The 14,456-nt window shown below is 71.7% G+C and carries 10 protein-coding genes; 6 read left to right on the forward strand and 4 right to left on the reverse strand.

Features of this window, described 5'->3' with window-relative positions; genetic code table 11:
- Window positions 1-80 precede the first annotated feature (80 nt).
- The gene (locus OG709_RS29295) at window positions 81-1,715 is read right to left on the reverse strand and encodes an acyl-CoA dehydrogenase family protein (protein WP_329168193.1); all 1,635 of its coding nucleotides are present in this window, start codon (window positions 1,713-1,715) and stop codon (window positions 81-83) included.
- A gap of 17 nt (window positions 1,716-1,732) precedes the next feature.
- Here OG709_RS29295 and OG709_RS29300 point away from each other — a divergent pair, with 17 nt between their 5' ends.
- Entirely contained in the window at window positions 1,733-2,866 is a 1,134-nt protein-coding gene (locus OG709_RS29300) for a YihY/virulence factor BrkB family protein (protein WP_266640124.1), read from the forward strand.
- Between the two features lie 93 nt (window positions 2,867-2,959).
- Window positions 2,960-3,652, forward strand: coding sequence for an AraC family transcriptional regulator (locus OG709_RS29305; RefSeq protein WP_329169229.1), 693 nt, complete (start codon window positions 2,960-2,962; stop codon window positions 3,650-3,652).
- On the opposite strand, the gene OG709_RS29310 is transcribed toward OG709_RS29305, so the two are convergent.
- Window positions 3,592-3,984 (reverse strand): VOC family protein, encoded by a 393-nt coding sequence (locus tag OG709_RS29310; protein ID WP_329168195.1) that lies wholly within the window; start codon window positions 3,982-3,984, stop codon window positions 3,592-3,594. The genes OG709_RS29305 and OG709_RS29310 overlap by 61 nt on opposite strands.
- Before the next feature lie 381 nt (window positions 3,985-4,365).
- Between OG709_RS29310 and OG709_RS29315 the strand changes: the two genes are divergently transcribed.
- Window positions 4,366-6,714 (forward strand): ATP-binding protein, encoded by a 2,349-nt coding sequence (locus OG709_RS29315; RefSeq protein WP_266640121.1) that lies wholly within the window; start codon window positions 4,366-4,368, stop codon window positions 6,712-6,714.
- Window positions 6,715-6,745: 31 nt separating this feature from the next.
- Here the strand turns inward: OG709_RS29315 and OG709_RS29320 are convergent, their stop codons facing one another.
- Entirely contained in the window at window positions 6,746-7,063 is a 318-nt protein-coding gene (locus tag OG709_RS29320; RefSeq protein ID WP_250305816.1) for a hypothetical protein, read from the reverse strand.
- 108 nt (window positions 7,064-7,171) lie between these two features.
- Window positions 7,172-11,233, reverse strand: coding sequence for an amino acid adenylation domain-containing protein (locus tag OG709_RS29325; protein WP_329168197.1), 4,062 nt, complete (start codon window positions 11,231-11,233; stop codon window positions 7,172-7,174).
- A 328-nt stretch (window positions 11,234-11,561) separates the two neighbouring features.
- Here OG709_RS29325 and OG709_RS29330 point away from each other — a divergent pair, with 328 nt between their 5' ends.
- The 3 genes from OG709_RS29330 to OG709_RS29340 all read left to right on the forward strand — a co-directional run bounded on the left by OG709_RS29330 (window position 11,562) and on the right by OG709_RS29340 (window position 14,395).
- The gene (locus tag OG709_RS29330) at window positions 11,562-12,539 is read left to right on the forward strand and encodes a L,D-transpeptidase (RefSeq protein ID WP_250305820.1); all 978 of its coding nucleotides are present in this window, start codon (window positions 11,562-11,564) and stop codon (window positions 12,537-12,539) included.
- Window positions 12,540-12,611: 72 nt separating this feature from the next.
- On the forward strand, window positions 12,612-13,031 hold the full coding sequence (locus OG709_RS29335; RefSeq protein ID WP_266640115.1) for a GNAT family N-acetyltransferase: 420 nt from the start codon (window positions 12,612-12,614) through the stop codon (window positions 13,029-13,031).
- A 155-nt stretch (window positions 13,032-13,186) separates the two neighbouring features.
- Entirely contained in the window at window positions 13,187-14,395 is a 1,209-nt protein-coding gene (locus OG709_RS29340; RefSeq protein ID WP_329168200.1) for a low temperature requirement protein A, read from the forward strand.
- Window positions 14,396-14,456 lie beyond the last annotated feature (61 nt).

Raw genomic sequence — 14,456 nt, forward strand, 5'->3', positions numbered from 1 at the left:
GCCGGTCGTACGAGGATGGGCGGACCAGCCGGGGTGGTGCCGTGTCGGCGCAGCACCAACCCCGGCTGATATCCGTGTCCCTACGCCTCGACCCTCGCGCGGTCGACGACCGTCGCCAGGTCCAGCGTGTGCGGCAGGGTACCGAAGGCGCTGCCCCAGTCACCGCCCAGCCGCGACGCGCAGAACGCGTCAGCCACCTCGGGCGGCGCCCAGCGCACCAGCAGCGAGCCCTGGAGCACCAGCGCGATGCGCTCGACCACCCGCCGGGCCCGCGCCTCGATCCCCTCCAGATCGGCCAGTTCGCCCAGCAGGTCCTTCATCGCCCGGTCCAGCCGGTGATCCCCGCCGCGCGCCTTGCCGACCTCCTGCAGAAAGGCGTTGAGCGCCGAAGGCTCGCGTTGCAGGGCCCGCAGAACGTCCAGCGCCTGTACGTTGCCCGAGCCCTCCCAGATGGAGTTGAGCGGGGACTCGCGCAGCAGCCGGGGCATCCCCGACTCCTCGACGTAGCCGTTGCCGCCCAGGCATTCGAGTGCCTCGGCGACCACGGGCGTGGCGCGCTTGGTCACCCAGTACTTGGCCGCCGGCACCGCGAGCCGCAGGAAGGCCCGCTCCTCGTCGGTGTCGTTGTCGTACGCCGCGGCCAGCCGCATCGCCAGTGTGCTCGCGGCCTCGGACTCCAGCGCCATGTCGGCCAGTACGTTGCGCATCAGCGGCTTGTCGATCAGCTCCCCGCCGAACGCGCTGCGGTGCGCGGCATGGTGCACGGCCTGGGTCACGGCCTGCCGCATCAGCGCGGCGGAACCGATCGTGCAGTCCAGCCGGGTAGCGGCCACCATCTCGATGATGGTGCGCACCCCGCGGCCCTCCTCGCCGACCCTGCGCGCCCAGGTCCCGTCGAACTCGACCTCGCTCGACGCGTTGGACCGGTTGCCCAGTTTGTCCTTGAGCCGCTGGATCGCGAACACATTGCGGGTCCCGTCCGCCAGCACCCGGGGCACCAGGAAACAGGTCAGCCCGTCCGGTGCCTGTGCCAGGACCAGGAAGCCGTCGGACATCGGCGCCGAGCAGAACCACTTGTGCCCGGTGAGCAGGTATTCGCCGTCCGCGCCGAGCGGTACCGCGCTCGTCGTGTTGGCCCGGACGTCACTGCCGCCCTGCTTCTCCGTCATCCCCATCCCGAACAGGGCGCCCGGTTTGAGCGGTGCGGGCCGCAGCTCCTGCTCGTACAGGTGCGAGGTGAGCCGCGGCTCCCACTCGGCGGCGAGCGCCGGATCGGCCCGCAGCGCGGGCACCGCCGCGTGGGTCATCGACACCGGGCAGCCGTGCCCCGCCTCGACCTGGCTCCACACCAGGAACCCGGCCGCGCGCCGCACATGACCGGCCGGTCTGCCCCAGGCGTCCGTCAGTCCCGCCGACACGGCCTTGCCGAGGAGCCGGTGCCAGGCCGGATGGAACTCCACCTCGTCGATCCGGTGCCCGTAACGGTCGTGCGTACGCAGGCGCGGTGGATTCTCGTTCGCCTGGAATCCCCACTCCTGGGCCTGCGCCGATCCGGCGCTGCGGCCGAGCAGAGTCAGTTCCTCCCTCACCCCGTCGATGAGCTCGGGTGCGGTGTGCCGGTCCACCGCTTCGGCCAGGACCCGGTCGGATGTGAAGACGTCATGTCCCACCAGGGGTGGAGGCTGGTTGGTCACTGTGTGAGTGCTCGCTGCCATGGAGCTACGGTAAGGAGGTGCAGGCAGCAAAAGAAACAGGCGAGCGGCAACCAGGCCTGCTCCACAGGGCCAGAGCCCTCTACCGCAATGTCTCCAAGCGCAAGATGGCGTGGTTGCTACTGAAGGACACCGTCAACTCGTGCATGGAGTACCGGATTCTGGGACTCGCCGCGGAGGCGGCGTTCTTCACGCTGCTCTCGCTGCCGCCGTTGCTGCTCAGTCTGATCGCCCTGCTCGGCTACGTCGACGGCTGGACCGACACCCACACCGTCTTCAGTCTTGAGCAGAACCTCCTGCACGCCTCCCGGACGATCCTCTCCGACCGGGGCGTCCACGACTTCGCGACACCGCTCCTGGAGGACGTCACCCACGGCAAACGCCCCGACATCGTCTCGATCGGTTTCGCGTTCGCGCTGTGGTCGGGGTCGCGGGCGGTCAACGTCTTCATCGACACCATCACCGTGATGTACGGACTCGACGGCCGGCGCGGCATCGTGATGACCCGGCTCCTCTCGATCCTGCTGTACGTCGTCGCCCTGGTGATCGGCGCGGTGGTGCTGCCGCTGGCGGTGGCGGGCCCCGACCGGGTCGTCGAGTTCGTTCCCGGCGGCGAACAGCTCGTGGCGTTCCTGTACTGGCCCGTGGTGATCCTGCTGTCGATCGCCTTCCTCACCACGCTCTACCACGTCTCCGTACCGGTGCGTTCGCCCTGGGTCGAGGACATCCCCGGCGCGCTGGTGGCCCTCGCCATGTGGTTCGTGGGGAGCTTCCTGCTGCGGATCTACCTCACGAGCACCGTCGAGGGCCCGACGATCTACGGCTCGCTCGCCGCCCCCGTCGCGGTCCTGCTGTGGATCGGGGTGTCGGCCTTCGCCGTCCTGGCCGGGGCGGCGGTCAACGCTGCCATCGACCGGGTCTGGCCCTCGGTGGCGACCGCGGCGGCCCGCGCCGCGAACGAGCGGCTGCGCGCCGAACAGAACGCTCGCGCGGGCGTCGGGCACCACCCGGACGCCCCGGACCACACCGCCGACGAGGACGACGACGAGGACGGCGGGTCGGAGATGCCGTCCGAATTCCCCGAGCGCTGGTCGCGGTTCCTGCCGCCCGAGGACGTCACCTCACGCCTGCGCTCGAAGAAGGGCGGGGAGTGAGCTGCGGAACGTGCACGCGGTGGCCCTCCCGACGCGCACGCGGCGGCCGTCGTGACGTACACACAGTGGCCGTCCCGGCTGGACGGGGCCGTGATGTGGACGCGCACCGCGCGGGCCGGTGACACGTATCCGGTCCTGCCCGACGGGTGCATCGACCTGCTCTGGACCGAGGGCAGGCTGCTGGTCGCCGGGCCGGACACCCGGGCGTACGCCCCGGATCCGGCGCTCGCCGGGCGGTACGCCGGCGTGCGTTTCGCACCCGGAACCGGGCCCGCGTACCTCGGCGTACCCGCACACGAACTGCGCGACCGGCGGGTCGAGCTGAGCGACCTGTGGCCCGGTGCGGACACCCGCAGGCTCACCGAGCGCATCGACGCGGCCCCCGACCCGGCCGCCGCCCTGGAACGTCTCGCCCTGCACCGGGCGGCCCGGACCGGGCCGCCCGACCCGGTACTGCGGGCCGTCGCCGGGCACCTCGGCGCGGGCCGTTCCGTCGCGGCCACCGCACAGGCGGTCGGCCTCGGCGCACGCCGGCTGCACCGGCGGTCCCTGACGGCCTTCGGCTACGGACCGAAGACCCTCGCCCGGGTGCTGAGGCTCCAGCGGGCGCTCGCCCTCGTCGCGGGCGGAGCGCCGTACGCCGAAGCCGCCCTGACCGCGGGCTGCACCGACCAGGCGCACCTCGCCCGTGAGATGCGCGACCTGGCGGGGATGCCGCTGAGCGCCTACGTGGCGTCGGCGAACAGCGACACCTCGCAGCCGTCCGGGTCCCACAGCGTCGCGTAACGCTGCCCCCAGAACGCGTCCCAGGGCTCGAGGTGTCCGCGGTGGCCCGCCTCCACCAGCGCCGCGTACGTGGTGTCGACCTCGGCGGGCGAGTCGCAGCCGAAGCAGAGTCCGGCCCGGCCCCCCGACTGCGGCGGCTGCCACCCCGGATCGAAGGACCGGACGGTCTCCTCGGTGTCCCAGAGGATCCGTGTCCCGCCGGGCAGCACCGCCTCGGCGTGCGGCCGGGTGTCGGCGTCGGCGGGGATGTCCACGCCGAGGAGCCGGTAGAAGGAGAGGGATGCGGCCATGTCGGCGACGACGAGGCCGATCGCGTCGAATCGTGGAGTCATGCGCTCACCGTAAACAGCGGTCGCGCCGACGGTCTTGTACGAATCGGACACCCCGACCGGGCACGTCCCGCCCCGCCCACCAGGCAGCTTCCCGCCACCCGGACGGCGACGGCGTGCCGGGGCGAGGGCACCATCCTCGCCCCGGCACGCCGCCGCACGCCGATCCCGCGCGGCCGACCCACCCGGCGTAACGGACCAGGTGGTACCGGGGGTTACGGCTTTTGGCGAAGGCTTGGCGCCGTCCTTACGAAAATGAGCGCCCGGGGCCACAGGGGTCGCCCGTCCGGTGGCCATGTCCGCCGACGGGTGTCACGAGCCGTTGCGCAGCCCTTACGCTGAGGTGCGCGGCAGACACGCGCAGTGCGCGCGGAGGAGTTCGCCGTGAACACAGGAACGCTCAGGAAGCGCGGCGGGGGCGGCATGGCACTCGGTTACAGTCGGCGCACCGGCGAACTTCCCGTGGAGGTGACCGGCTTCGTCGGTCGTACGGCGGAGCTCGCCCAGGTCCGCGAACTGCTCGTCCGGGCACGGCTGGTCACCCTCGTCGGACCCGGCGGGGTGGGCAAGAGCAGGCTGGCGATGCGTGCGGCGTTCACTCTCAAGGGGGAGTATGCCGACGGGGTCGTCCTGGCCGAACTGTCCTCGCTGCACGACCCCGAACTGCTGCCGCAGGCCCTGGCCAGCGCCCTGGGGCTGGCTGAACAGAGCGGCCGGATCCTGCTGGACGTCCTCATGGAGCACCTCCAGGACCGCAGGCTGCTGCTCGTCCTCGACACCTGTGAACACCACCTGGACGCCTGCGCGTTCCTCGCCGACCTGCTGCTGCGCGAGGCGCCCGGAGTGACCGTGTTCGCCACCAGCCGGCAACCCCTGGACGTCCCCGGTGAGCACACCCTGCCCGTACAGCCGCTGGGGTACGACGACGCGACGACGCTCTTCGAACAGCGCGCGGCGGCCGTCGTCCCCGGCTTCCGGGTCACCGCTGCCAACCGCCACCACGTCCTGGCGCTGTGCCGCAGGCTGGACGGCATACCGCTGGCCATCGAGCTGGCCACGGTACGGCTCAGGGCCATCCCTCTCGACCAGTTGACCGCCCGCCTCGAACACCGCTTCCGGGTGCTCACCGGCGGACGCCGCAGTGCCGCTCTGCCCCGGCACCAGACCCTGCGCACCGCGATCGACTGGAGCCACGACCTGTGCTCGGCCGAGGAACGGCTGCTCTGGGCGCGGCTCTCGGTGTTCGCCGGGCCGTTCGATCTCACCGCTGTCGAGGAGGTCTGCTCGGGCGAGGGCCTGCCGCGCGACGAGATCCTGGAGCACCTCATCGGCCTGGTCGACAAGTCGGTGGTGCTGCGGGACAGCGCGGACGGCTCCCGGTACCGGCTGCTCGACACCATCAGGGAGTACGGAGCGGACCACTGCGGCACGCTGGGCGGCGACGAGCAGGAACGCTGCCGCCAACGGCACCGTGACCACTACCTGGCCCGCGTCCAGCACTTCTACCAGACGGTCCTCACGTCCGAACAGGTGCCGTTGTACTGGCAGTTGTACCGGGATCTGGCCGATCTGCGGAGCGCGCTCGACTACTCGCTGGCCCGCCCCGACGGCGTCCGGCCCGGTCTGGAGATGGCCGCCAGGCTGTGGCCGTTCTGGGTGACGGCCGGGCTCTCCAAGGAAGGCCGGTACTGGCTGGGCCGAGGCATCGACGCAGATCCGTCCCCCTGCCGGGAGCGGGCCCTGGCGATGCTGTGGCGCAGTCTCCTCGCGCTGGTGCAGGGCGATCTCGAACCGGCCCTGGAGGGCTTCGAGGAGGCCCGGCAGGTGGCCGTGGAAGCCGGTTCCGACCTCGAACTCGCCCTGGCCACCGGCTATGTGGGCGGGGTCCGCTGGCTGCTCGGCGACCCCGAGAGCGGACAGCAGCTGATGGACGACGCGCTGGCCCGCCAGCACCGGCTGAACGACCGCCTCGGACTGGTCGTCTTCCACTACCAGAAGGGCTACATGCACGCCGTGCTCCGTGACTCGGTCTCCGCGGTCGAGGAGTGCGAGAGGGCACTGGTGCTGCTCGGTGACGAGAGCGGCGAATGCATCATCAAGGGACAGATCCTGGTCGTCGAGGCGATGGCGGCCTGGGCGCGCGGCGAGCCGGTGGAGTGCGTCTCGCTGGCCAGGTCGGGCCTGCGGAGCAGCCGCGAGGTCAGCGAGATGTTCGGTGCGGCGAACAGCCTGGAACTGCTGGCCTGGGGCGCCGCGGAACTCGGGAGTTCCAGCAGGGCGGCCTGGCTGCTGGGTGCGGCCGGAGCGCTGTGGCGCAAGGTCGGGTCCCCGATGGTGGGGGCCGCGGTGTACCTCGACGACCACACCCGGGTGGAGTGCGCCGTCCGCTCCGCGCTGGGCGACGGGGAGTTCGCCGCGCTCTTCGCGCAGGGCGCGGAACTCCCGCTGGACCGGGCCGTGGAGCTGGCGCTCGCCGACGCCGACACCCCGACCCCGGCCCTGACGGGCCCGGCCGACTCGACGCCCGGTGACGTCCTGACCCGCCGGGAGCGGCAGGTGGCGGCACTGGTCTCGCAGGGGCTGACCAACCGCGAGATCTCGGAGCGCCTGGTGATCTCCAAACGCACCGCCGACGCCCACGTCGAGCACATCCTCGCGAAGCTCGGGTTCTCCTCCCGGGCACAGATCGCCGCACTGGCGGGCCGCGCCGACGGCGCCCGGGGCACGACGTGACCTCCACCGGGCCGCCGGTCACGGCCGCCGGTCAGGGCCGCAGGTCGCTCTGGCCGCAGATCCAGGCCAGGGCCTCGTACACCCCGCGGGCGTGGTCGTCCGGCACATCGCGCTGCGCCGTGTCCTCCAACTGCACGGCCACCGCGTCCACTTCGGCGGTCAGCAGCCCCAGGTCCGGCGCACCCGCGTCCGTACCGCCCGTGACCGGGGCGGCGTCCGCCCGGCCCAGGGCCCAGCGGTAACCGGTCAGCGCACCGCGGGAGAACGGTGTCCGCCCGTCCGGCCCGGCGGTGGCCGCCTCCAGCTTCCGGTACGCCGCCTCCACCTCCGCGCGGTATCTGGTGCCCACGTGCTCGTCCTCGAATGGTTCTCTCTCCGGCGTGCTCATACCTCTGCGTGTGTCCCGTTCCGTGGTGGTGATGTCTCTTCCGGGGCTCCGCTCCCGCGGAGCCGTCCGTCAGACCGAGTGCGCGCCGGCTCCGTCGAGATGCCGGGAGACCGACTGCCCGATCCGGGCCAGTGGTGCCGCCTGTGTCATGGCGTGGTGGGTGCACGCGATGTCGTGGGACTCGATGCGTCCCGTCACCCAGGGCCGCCAGGCCTCACCGTCCAGGGCCTGCGCCGACTTCCCCTGGGTCGCGTGGAAGTACAGCAGATCCCCGTCGAAGACGCCCTCGACGAACGTCGGCTGGAGCCGGACCGAGTTGGTGAGGACGGAGGTCATCGCGGCCACATGGTGCTCCGCGAGGCCCTGGTGTTTCCCGAGCCCCCGGTACTCCGCCAGGGAGGCGGACAGCGGGCCGTTGCCGCCGTCGCTGCTGAGGATCGCCGCGACCTCGGTGGCGGTCAGCGCCGAGAGACCCGGTCCCGGCGGGGTGTGCCCGGCGGCTTCGAGCAGGAGCGCCAGGGCCGCACGGTCGTCGGGCAGCGAACGGAGCCGGCTCCGCGGGTCGATGGGACGGGAGTCCAGCATGGCCAGCAGGGCCACCCGCTCGCCCCGCTCCTGGAGCCGTACCGCGATGGCGTGCGACAGGGCACCGCCCAGGGACCAGCCCAGCAGGTGGTAGGGCCCCGACGGCTGCACGGAGCGGATGTGCGTCACGTACTCGGCGACCATCTCCTCGAAGGTCGCGGGCAGCCTGCCCGGCCCCGAGAGGCCGCGCGCCTGGAGCCCGTACACCGGGAGGTCGTCCGCCAGATGACGGGGCATCCCCGCGTAGCACCAGCTCAGCCCCCCGGCCGGATGGACGCAGAACAGCGGCGGCCGGGAACCGTCGGTGCGCAGCGGCAGCAGCATCGCGAACGGGTCCTGCGCGCTGCCCTCGTCGAGCAGCCGGGCCAGCCCGGCCACGGTCGGCGCCTCGAAGACCGCGCCGATGGACAGCGCGGTGCCCAGCGACGACCGGATGCGGCCGATGAGCCGGGCAGCCGGCAACGAATAGCCGCCCAGCGCGAAGAAGTCGTCGTCGATGCTGATGTCCACGACACCGAGCACCTCGGTGAAGAGCGCGCAGAGCGCCTTCTCCCGCGCGCTGCGGGCGGGCCTGCCTACCCGGTCCGCCGCCGCTTCCGGCGCGGGGAGCGCGGCCCGGTCCAGCTTGCCGTGGGCCGTCAACGGGAGCGTGCCGAGCGTGAGATAGGCCGAGGGGACCATGTAGCCGGGCAGCCGCGCGGTCGCCCAGGCGCGCAGCGAGGCGGCGTCCACCCCCTCGCCGGCGGCGGCCCGCTGGGACGGCAGGGCTCCGGGCGCGGGGCGCGCCGCGGGCACCACGTACGCGGTCAGGACCCGTTCACCCGACGGGGTTTCCCGTACCGCGACCGCCGCACGGGCCACCCCCGGGTGCCGGGCGAGCACCGTCTCGATCTCACCCGGCTCGATCCGCAGGCCCCGGAGCTCGACCTGGTCGTCGCACCGCCCGAGGTACTCCAGCGCACCCCGGTCGGTCCACCGCACCTGGTCACCGGTGCGGTACATCCGGTCGCCCGGCGCACCGAACGGGTCTGCGACGAAACGCTCGGCCGTGAGTTCCGGCGCGTTGAGATAGCCACGTGCCACCTGGGCACCGGCCAGGTGGAGTTCGCCGGGCACCCCCGGCGGCACCGGGCGCAGCGACGCGTCCAGCACATGGGCGCGCACATTGTGGCCGGGGCGCCCGATGACCGGCGTGCCGCCCTCCTCGTCGAGCCGGCAGTACACCGCGTCGACGGTGCACTCGGTCGGCCCGTAGTAGTTGTACGAGGTGGTGCCGGGGCAGTCGCGCAGCGTCCGCCAGAGCGCGGCGTCCAGCGGCTCACCGCCGACCATCAGCAGCCTGGGGCGGTGCCGGTCACCGGTGAACAGCCCGGCCGCGATCAGCTGGTGCAGGTACGAGGGCGTGACGTCGAGGAAGTCGATCCCGTGCTCGGCGATGTAGTCGACCAGGGCCCCGGGATCGAGCCGTACGGAGTCGTCGATCACGTGCAGTTGCTGGCCCGCGGCCAGGAAGAGCGGACCCTCCCACGCGGTGTCGAAGGTGAAGGTCGCGGTCAGCGCGGACCGCAGCGGACGGCCCGCCGACCGGGCGGCGGGCGCGATCAGTTCACGGTGGTGGTCGAAGCAGAGGTTGGTGAGAGCGCGGTGCTCGACGACGACACCCTTCGGCAGGCCGGTGGTCCCCGAGGTGTAACTGACGTACGCCGCGTGGTGCGGCAGCAGCGGCGCCGTACGGTCACGGTCGGCCGGATCGGTGTCGGGCCGCCCCTCCAGGTCCCGGACGGTGTCCAGGGCGTCGAGCCGCAGGACCGGTACGGCGGACGGCAGTCCGGGCGCGCCCCCGACGGTGCTGATGACACAGAGCGGATCCGTGTCGTCGAGCAGATACCGGATCCGGTCCGCCGGATGCTCGGGGTCCACCGGCACACAGGCCGCACCCGACTTCAGTACGGCGAGCAGCGCCACCGGGTAGTCGGCGGTGCGCTCCAGCGCGAGCGCCACGAACGTCCCCGGACCGGCACCGCGCGCGATGAGCAGCCGGGCCAGCCGGTTGGCGCGGGCGTTGAGTTCACCGTACGAGAGCACGGTCTTCCCGCACACCAGGGCGATGGACTCCGGCGCCCTGCGGGCCTGTTCCTCGAACAGCTCGGGCAGCGTCGTCGCCGGCACGGGCCGCGCCGTGTCGTTCCAGGCCGTCACCACGGTGTGCCGCTCCGCGGCCGTCAGCAGTTCCAGTTCGGCGACCGGCCGGTCCGGCCCGACCGTGGCGAGCGTGTCGAGGAGCTCCAGGAAGCGGCGGTGGTGCGCGGCGGTGACCTCGGCGCTGTACTTCGCGGGGTCGGCGTTGAAGTCGATCCGCAGCGACCCGTCCGACGGCCGGTCGTAGACGTTCACTCCGAGACCGGTGACGGGGCCGTTGGAGAGGTTGTGCAGGACGGCCGGGAGCTGCCCGAAGGTCAACCGGGGGTCGAATCCCATGATGTTGATGCCCCAGTCGCCCAGATACCCGGTGGCGGGGACACCGCCCAGGTCCTTGACGAGGTACGGCGCCGGATAGCGCTGGTGCCGCAACAGCCCCCGCGCCTGCCGCGCGGTGTGCCGTACGAGATCGGTCACGGTCGTGCCGGAATCCAGTCGCACCGTCAGGGGCAGCACATTGGCCAGCATGATCGGCACCCCGCGCGCCACCGCACCGGCACGGCCGGTCACCGTGAGGTCCAGCGTCACCGCGTCCCGGCCGCTGAGCCGGTGCACGTACAGCGACAGCGCGGCCATCGCCACCGACGGCAGACCCGTTCTGGCCTGCCGGGCCAGGGCGCGCAGACCGGTGGCCGCGACCGGGCCGACATGGCCGGTCTTCCGGACGAAACGGTGCGGGACGGACTTCAGCCGGTCGGCGGCGTCCGGGCCGACGGGATGGCCGGCCAACTGCGCCGCCCAGTACTCCCGGTCCTCGGCGAACCGCTCCGACCCGTGGTACGCGGCCTCGTCGGCCAGCAGTTCGGCCAGCGTTCCCCACGCGGGGGCCGGAAGACGGGTGCCCGTCTCCAGCGCCGTGTAGGTCTCGGCGACCCGCTGGATGAAGAGGGAGAAGCCGTACCCGTCCAGCGCGATGTGGTGCACGCTGATGTACAGCAGGAAGCATTCGTCCGAGGTCCGGAGCAGTGCGAAGGTGAACAGCGGTGGCCGCCCGAGATCCAGGGGCAGGCGCATGTCCGCCCACATCCAGGCGCGGGCCGCGGCCCACGGGTCGTCGGCGCCGCGCAGATCCACCAGCGGCAGCTCCCACCGGGGGGAATCCCCGGTCAGCTGCCAGGCGTTGCCCTCGTCATCGGCCTCGAAGCGGACCCGGAGCGCCTCCGTCTCGTCGACTCCCCGGCGCAGTGACTCCTCCAGCAGAGCCCGGTCGAGCGGGCCCCTGATCTCGACGAACTCGGCGGCGCGGTAGTTGGTGTTCTCCGCGTCCAACTGCTGGGAGAACCACATCCCCGTCTGCGCGGCGGTCAGCGGCAAGCGACCGTTCCGGCTGCCGGACTTCCTGTTCATGCGTGCCGTCTCCTGACGCAGGTGCTGGTCTCCACGCGTGCTCGGTCTCTACGCGTGCTCGGCCCCTACGGGCCGTCTGCTCGGCCCCGACGGGCCATCAGGGCCAACGAGCGTCACCGGACAGGTGTATTGGTCCGAAGCGAAACTCTTTGCGGGCGACCCTCGCCGAGCAGCTCCGGAGAGGCCGGTACGGCCCTGGCCGGAGGCCCGGTCGCACCCGTCGGCAGACTTGGCCTGTGCTTTACGAAGGCCCTGCAACCGTTTCCCCGGTGTCCCTGTCTCTAGTGATGTTGTATTCAGCGGGAAGTGACGTGAGCGGAGCATGGGCATGGGCCGGGTCAAGGGCAGCATAGGGATCGCACTGCTGGTCAGCGCGGTACTGGCGGGCACGAGTGCCTGTGGGGGAGACGCCTCGGCGTCGGCCTCCGGGAGCGGCTCCGGAGCGGCCTCGAAGCCGTCGGCGAGCGTGCACCCGAAGCCTTCGCACCCCGCGGGGCCGCCCATGCTGCTGGAGACGATCGCTCCCAAGTCCGGTGCGACGGTCGGCGTGGCCATGCCGATCTCGGTGGTCTTCACCAATCCGGTGGCCACCTCGGCCCGTGCCACCATCGAGAAGCACCTGAAGGTCTCCGCGTCGGAACCGGTGGTGGGGGCCTGGCACTGGTTCAGCAGCACCCGGGCCGACTGGCGGCCGGAGAAGTACTGGCACCCGGGCACCAAGGTGACGCTGGACGCCGATCTGACGGACGTCGGCAACGGCTCGGGCCGTTACGGCACCCACAACTACCAGCACAAGTTCACCATCGGGGACGACGTCGAGGCCACCGCGTCGGTGCCCGGCCACTCGATGAAGGTCATGCGCGACGGCAAGCTGGTACGGTCCCTGCCGATCGACGCGGGCAGCCCGAGCTTCCCCTCCTGGACCGGCACGATGGCGGTGATCGACAAGGAGCGTGAGGTGCACATGACCTCGTGCAGCGTCGGCATCAGCTGCACCAAGGGCAGCCCCGACTTCTACGACCTGACGCTGCCCTGGGACGTCCACCTCACCACGTCGGGCACCTACGTCCACTACTCCACCGGCGACCCGTACCCGGGCCACAGCTACGGCTCGCACGGCTGTGTCCACCTGTCGATGGCCGACTCCAAGTGGTTCTACGACTTCGTCAAGCAGGGCGACCCGATCACCATCACGGGTTCCCCCCGAGGCAAGGCCGCCGCGGACAACGGCTATGCCTCGTTCAACCTCTCCTGGGCGGAGTGGCTGAAGACCAGCGCCACCGGTCAGCAGACGACCGCGAGCTGACCCGTCCCGACACGGACGCTCCCGTTCGAGCTGGACGGCACCCCGGCCCGGCAGTCACGTAACATGTAGGCCATGAATCCTGCTGTTGACCCTTACGTGATCCGAGTCGGAGTGCCGTCCGTCGAGACCTACCGCCACTTGCGGTCCGTGGCCGGTCTGAGCGCGAAGACGGCCGAGGCCGCCGAGGCCGGACTGCCGAACAGCTGGCACAGCGTGGTGATCATGGACGGTGACGAGCCCGTCGGCATGGGGCGCGTCATCGGTGACGGCGGCTGCTTCTTCCAGATCGTCGACATCTGCGTCACCCCCGCGCACCAGGGCCGTGGCCTCGGCAAGCGGATCATGAACGAACTGACCGGGGAACTCGGCCGCCGCGCACCGGCCAGTGCCTACGTGTCCCTCATCGCCGACGGCGACGCCCGGCACCTCTACGAGAAGTTCGGGTTCAGGGAGACGGCACCGGAGTCCGTGGGCATGTACCGCGCTGTCTGACGCCCACCTCCTGGCGCCCGCCTCGCCTGGCGCCCGCCTCGGCGTCGGACGTTTCGGGGACGTCACCCGTGGCGAGGGCGCGGCCCCGCACGATCTGCGCCATTGTGTGAAGCGATGAGGAACTGGCCGGGTGCGGGCGGAGGATCGGCGCGCTGATGAGCGAGGAAACGTCCGCGGGAGCCGCGGGACAGGGCCGGGCCGTTCTGCCGGGCATCCGGCTGCGGGCCCGCGACCGCGACGAGGCGCACCGCGCCTCCACCCCGCTGGAACTCTTCTTCGACCTGTGCTTCGTCGTCGCCGTCTCCCAGGCGGGGTCGCGACTGGTACACGCCGTGGCCGGAGGCGAACCGGTCCACGGGATCACCGGCTATCTGCTGGTGTTCTTCGCGATCTGGTGGGCCTGGGTGAACTTCTCCTGGTTCGCCTCCGCCTACGACAGCGACGACGTCCTCTACCGGATCGCCACCCTCGTCCAGATCTCCGGCGTCCTCGTCCTGGCCGCCGGAGTCCCGCGCGCCTTCGACGACGCCGACTTCACGGTAGCGATCGTCGGCTACCTGATCATGCGCCTCGCGCTCACGTTCCAGTGGCTCAGGGCCGCACACGGGGAGACCGGGCCGGCCAGGACCACGGCGCTGCGCTACGCGGCAGGACTGCTGGTCGTCCAGATCGGCTGGGTCGTGCTGCTGTTGCTGCCCCACGAGGCCTGGGAATGGGGCTTCGTCCCCATGGCGGTCGCCGACCTGGCAGTGCCGGTCTTCGCCGAACGCCACCACCGTACGAGCTGGCACCCGCACCACATCGCCGAACGCTACGGCCTCTTCACCATCATCATGCTCGGCGAGACGATCGCCGCCGCGACCGTGGCCGTGCAGTCGGCGGTCGACGCGTCAGCCGCGCTCGGCGAGCTCCTGCCCATCGCGGCGGGCGGGCTGCTCATCGTCTTCGGCGCCTACTGGATCTACTTCGCCGTCCCGATCCACGAGTACCTGGTCTCCAACCGGCAGGCGTTCCTGTGGGGTTACGGCCACTACCTGGTCTTCGCCTCCGCCGCCGCGATCGGCTCCGGCATCGAGGTCGCGGTGGAACAGGTGACGCACCACGCCCACCTCTCGACGCTCGCGGCCTCGATGGCCGTCACCGTCCCCACCGCGCTCTTCCTGCTCACCGTGTCCCTGCTGCACACCCGCCACTTCAAGCAGGGCACCGCCCAGCGCCTGGTCCTGCCCGTCAGCGTGCCCCTGGTGCTGGCCGCCGGCTTCGCCGGGCACCGGGCCGTCCCGCTGGCCGGGCTGGTGGTCGCCGCGACCGTCGCGGTCGGCGTCCGGCTGTCGCGGACCGCCGCCCGCAACGGGGCCGCCTGAGACCGTGGGATGAGACTGTCGGATATGCGCCGTACAACTCGGCCTGCCCGACTTCGACTTC

This window comes from Streptomyces sp. NBC_01267, from assembly GCF_036241575.1.
Lineage (GTDB): Bacteria > Actinomycetota > Actinomycetes > Streptomycetales > Streptomycetaceae > Streptomyces.

What these genes read in the sequence shown, in the direction of transcription:
- OG709_RS29295 (WP_329168193.1), bottom strand. Translation starts at nt 1,715, where the DNA reads ATGGCAGCGAGCACTCACACAGTGACCAACCAGCCTCCACCCCTGGTG.
- OG709_RS29305 (WP_329169229.1), top strand. Translation starts at nt 2,960, where the DNA reads ATGTGGACGCGCACCGCGCGGGCCGGTGACACGTATCCGGTCCTGCCC.
- OG709_RS29310 (WP_329168195.1), bottom strand. Translation starts at nt 3,984, where the DNA reads ATGACTCCACGATTCGACGCGATCGGCCTCGTCGTCGCCGACATGGCC.
- OG709_RS29325 (WP_329168197.1), bottom strand. Translation starts at nt 11,233, where the DNA reads ATGAACAGGAAGTCCGGCAGCCGGAACGGTCGCTTGCCGCTGACCGCC.
- OG709_RS29330 (WP_250305820.1), top strand. Translation starts at nt 11,562, where the DNA reads ATGGGCCGGGTCAAGGGCAGCATAGGGATCGCACTGCTGGTCAGCGCG.
- OG709_RS29335 (WP_266640115.1), top strand. Translation starts at nt 12,612, where the DNA reads ATGAATCCTGCTGTTGACCCTTACGTGATCCGAGTCGGAGTGCCGTCC.
- OG709_RS29340 (WP_329168200.1), top strand. Translation starts at nt 13,187, where the DNA reads ATGAGCGAGGAAACGTCCGCGGGAGCCGCGGGACAGGGCCGGGCCGTT.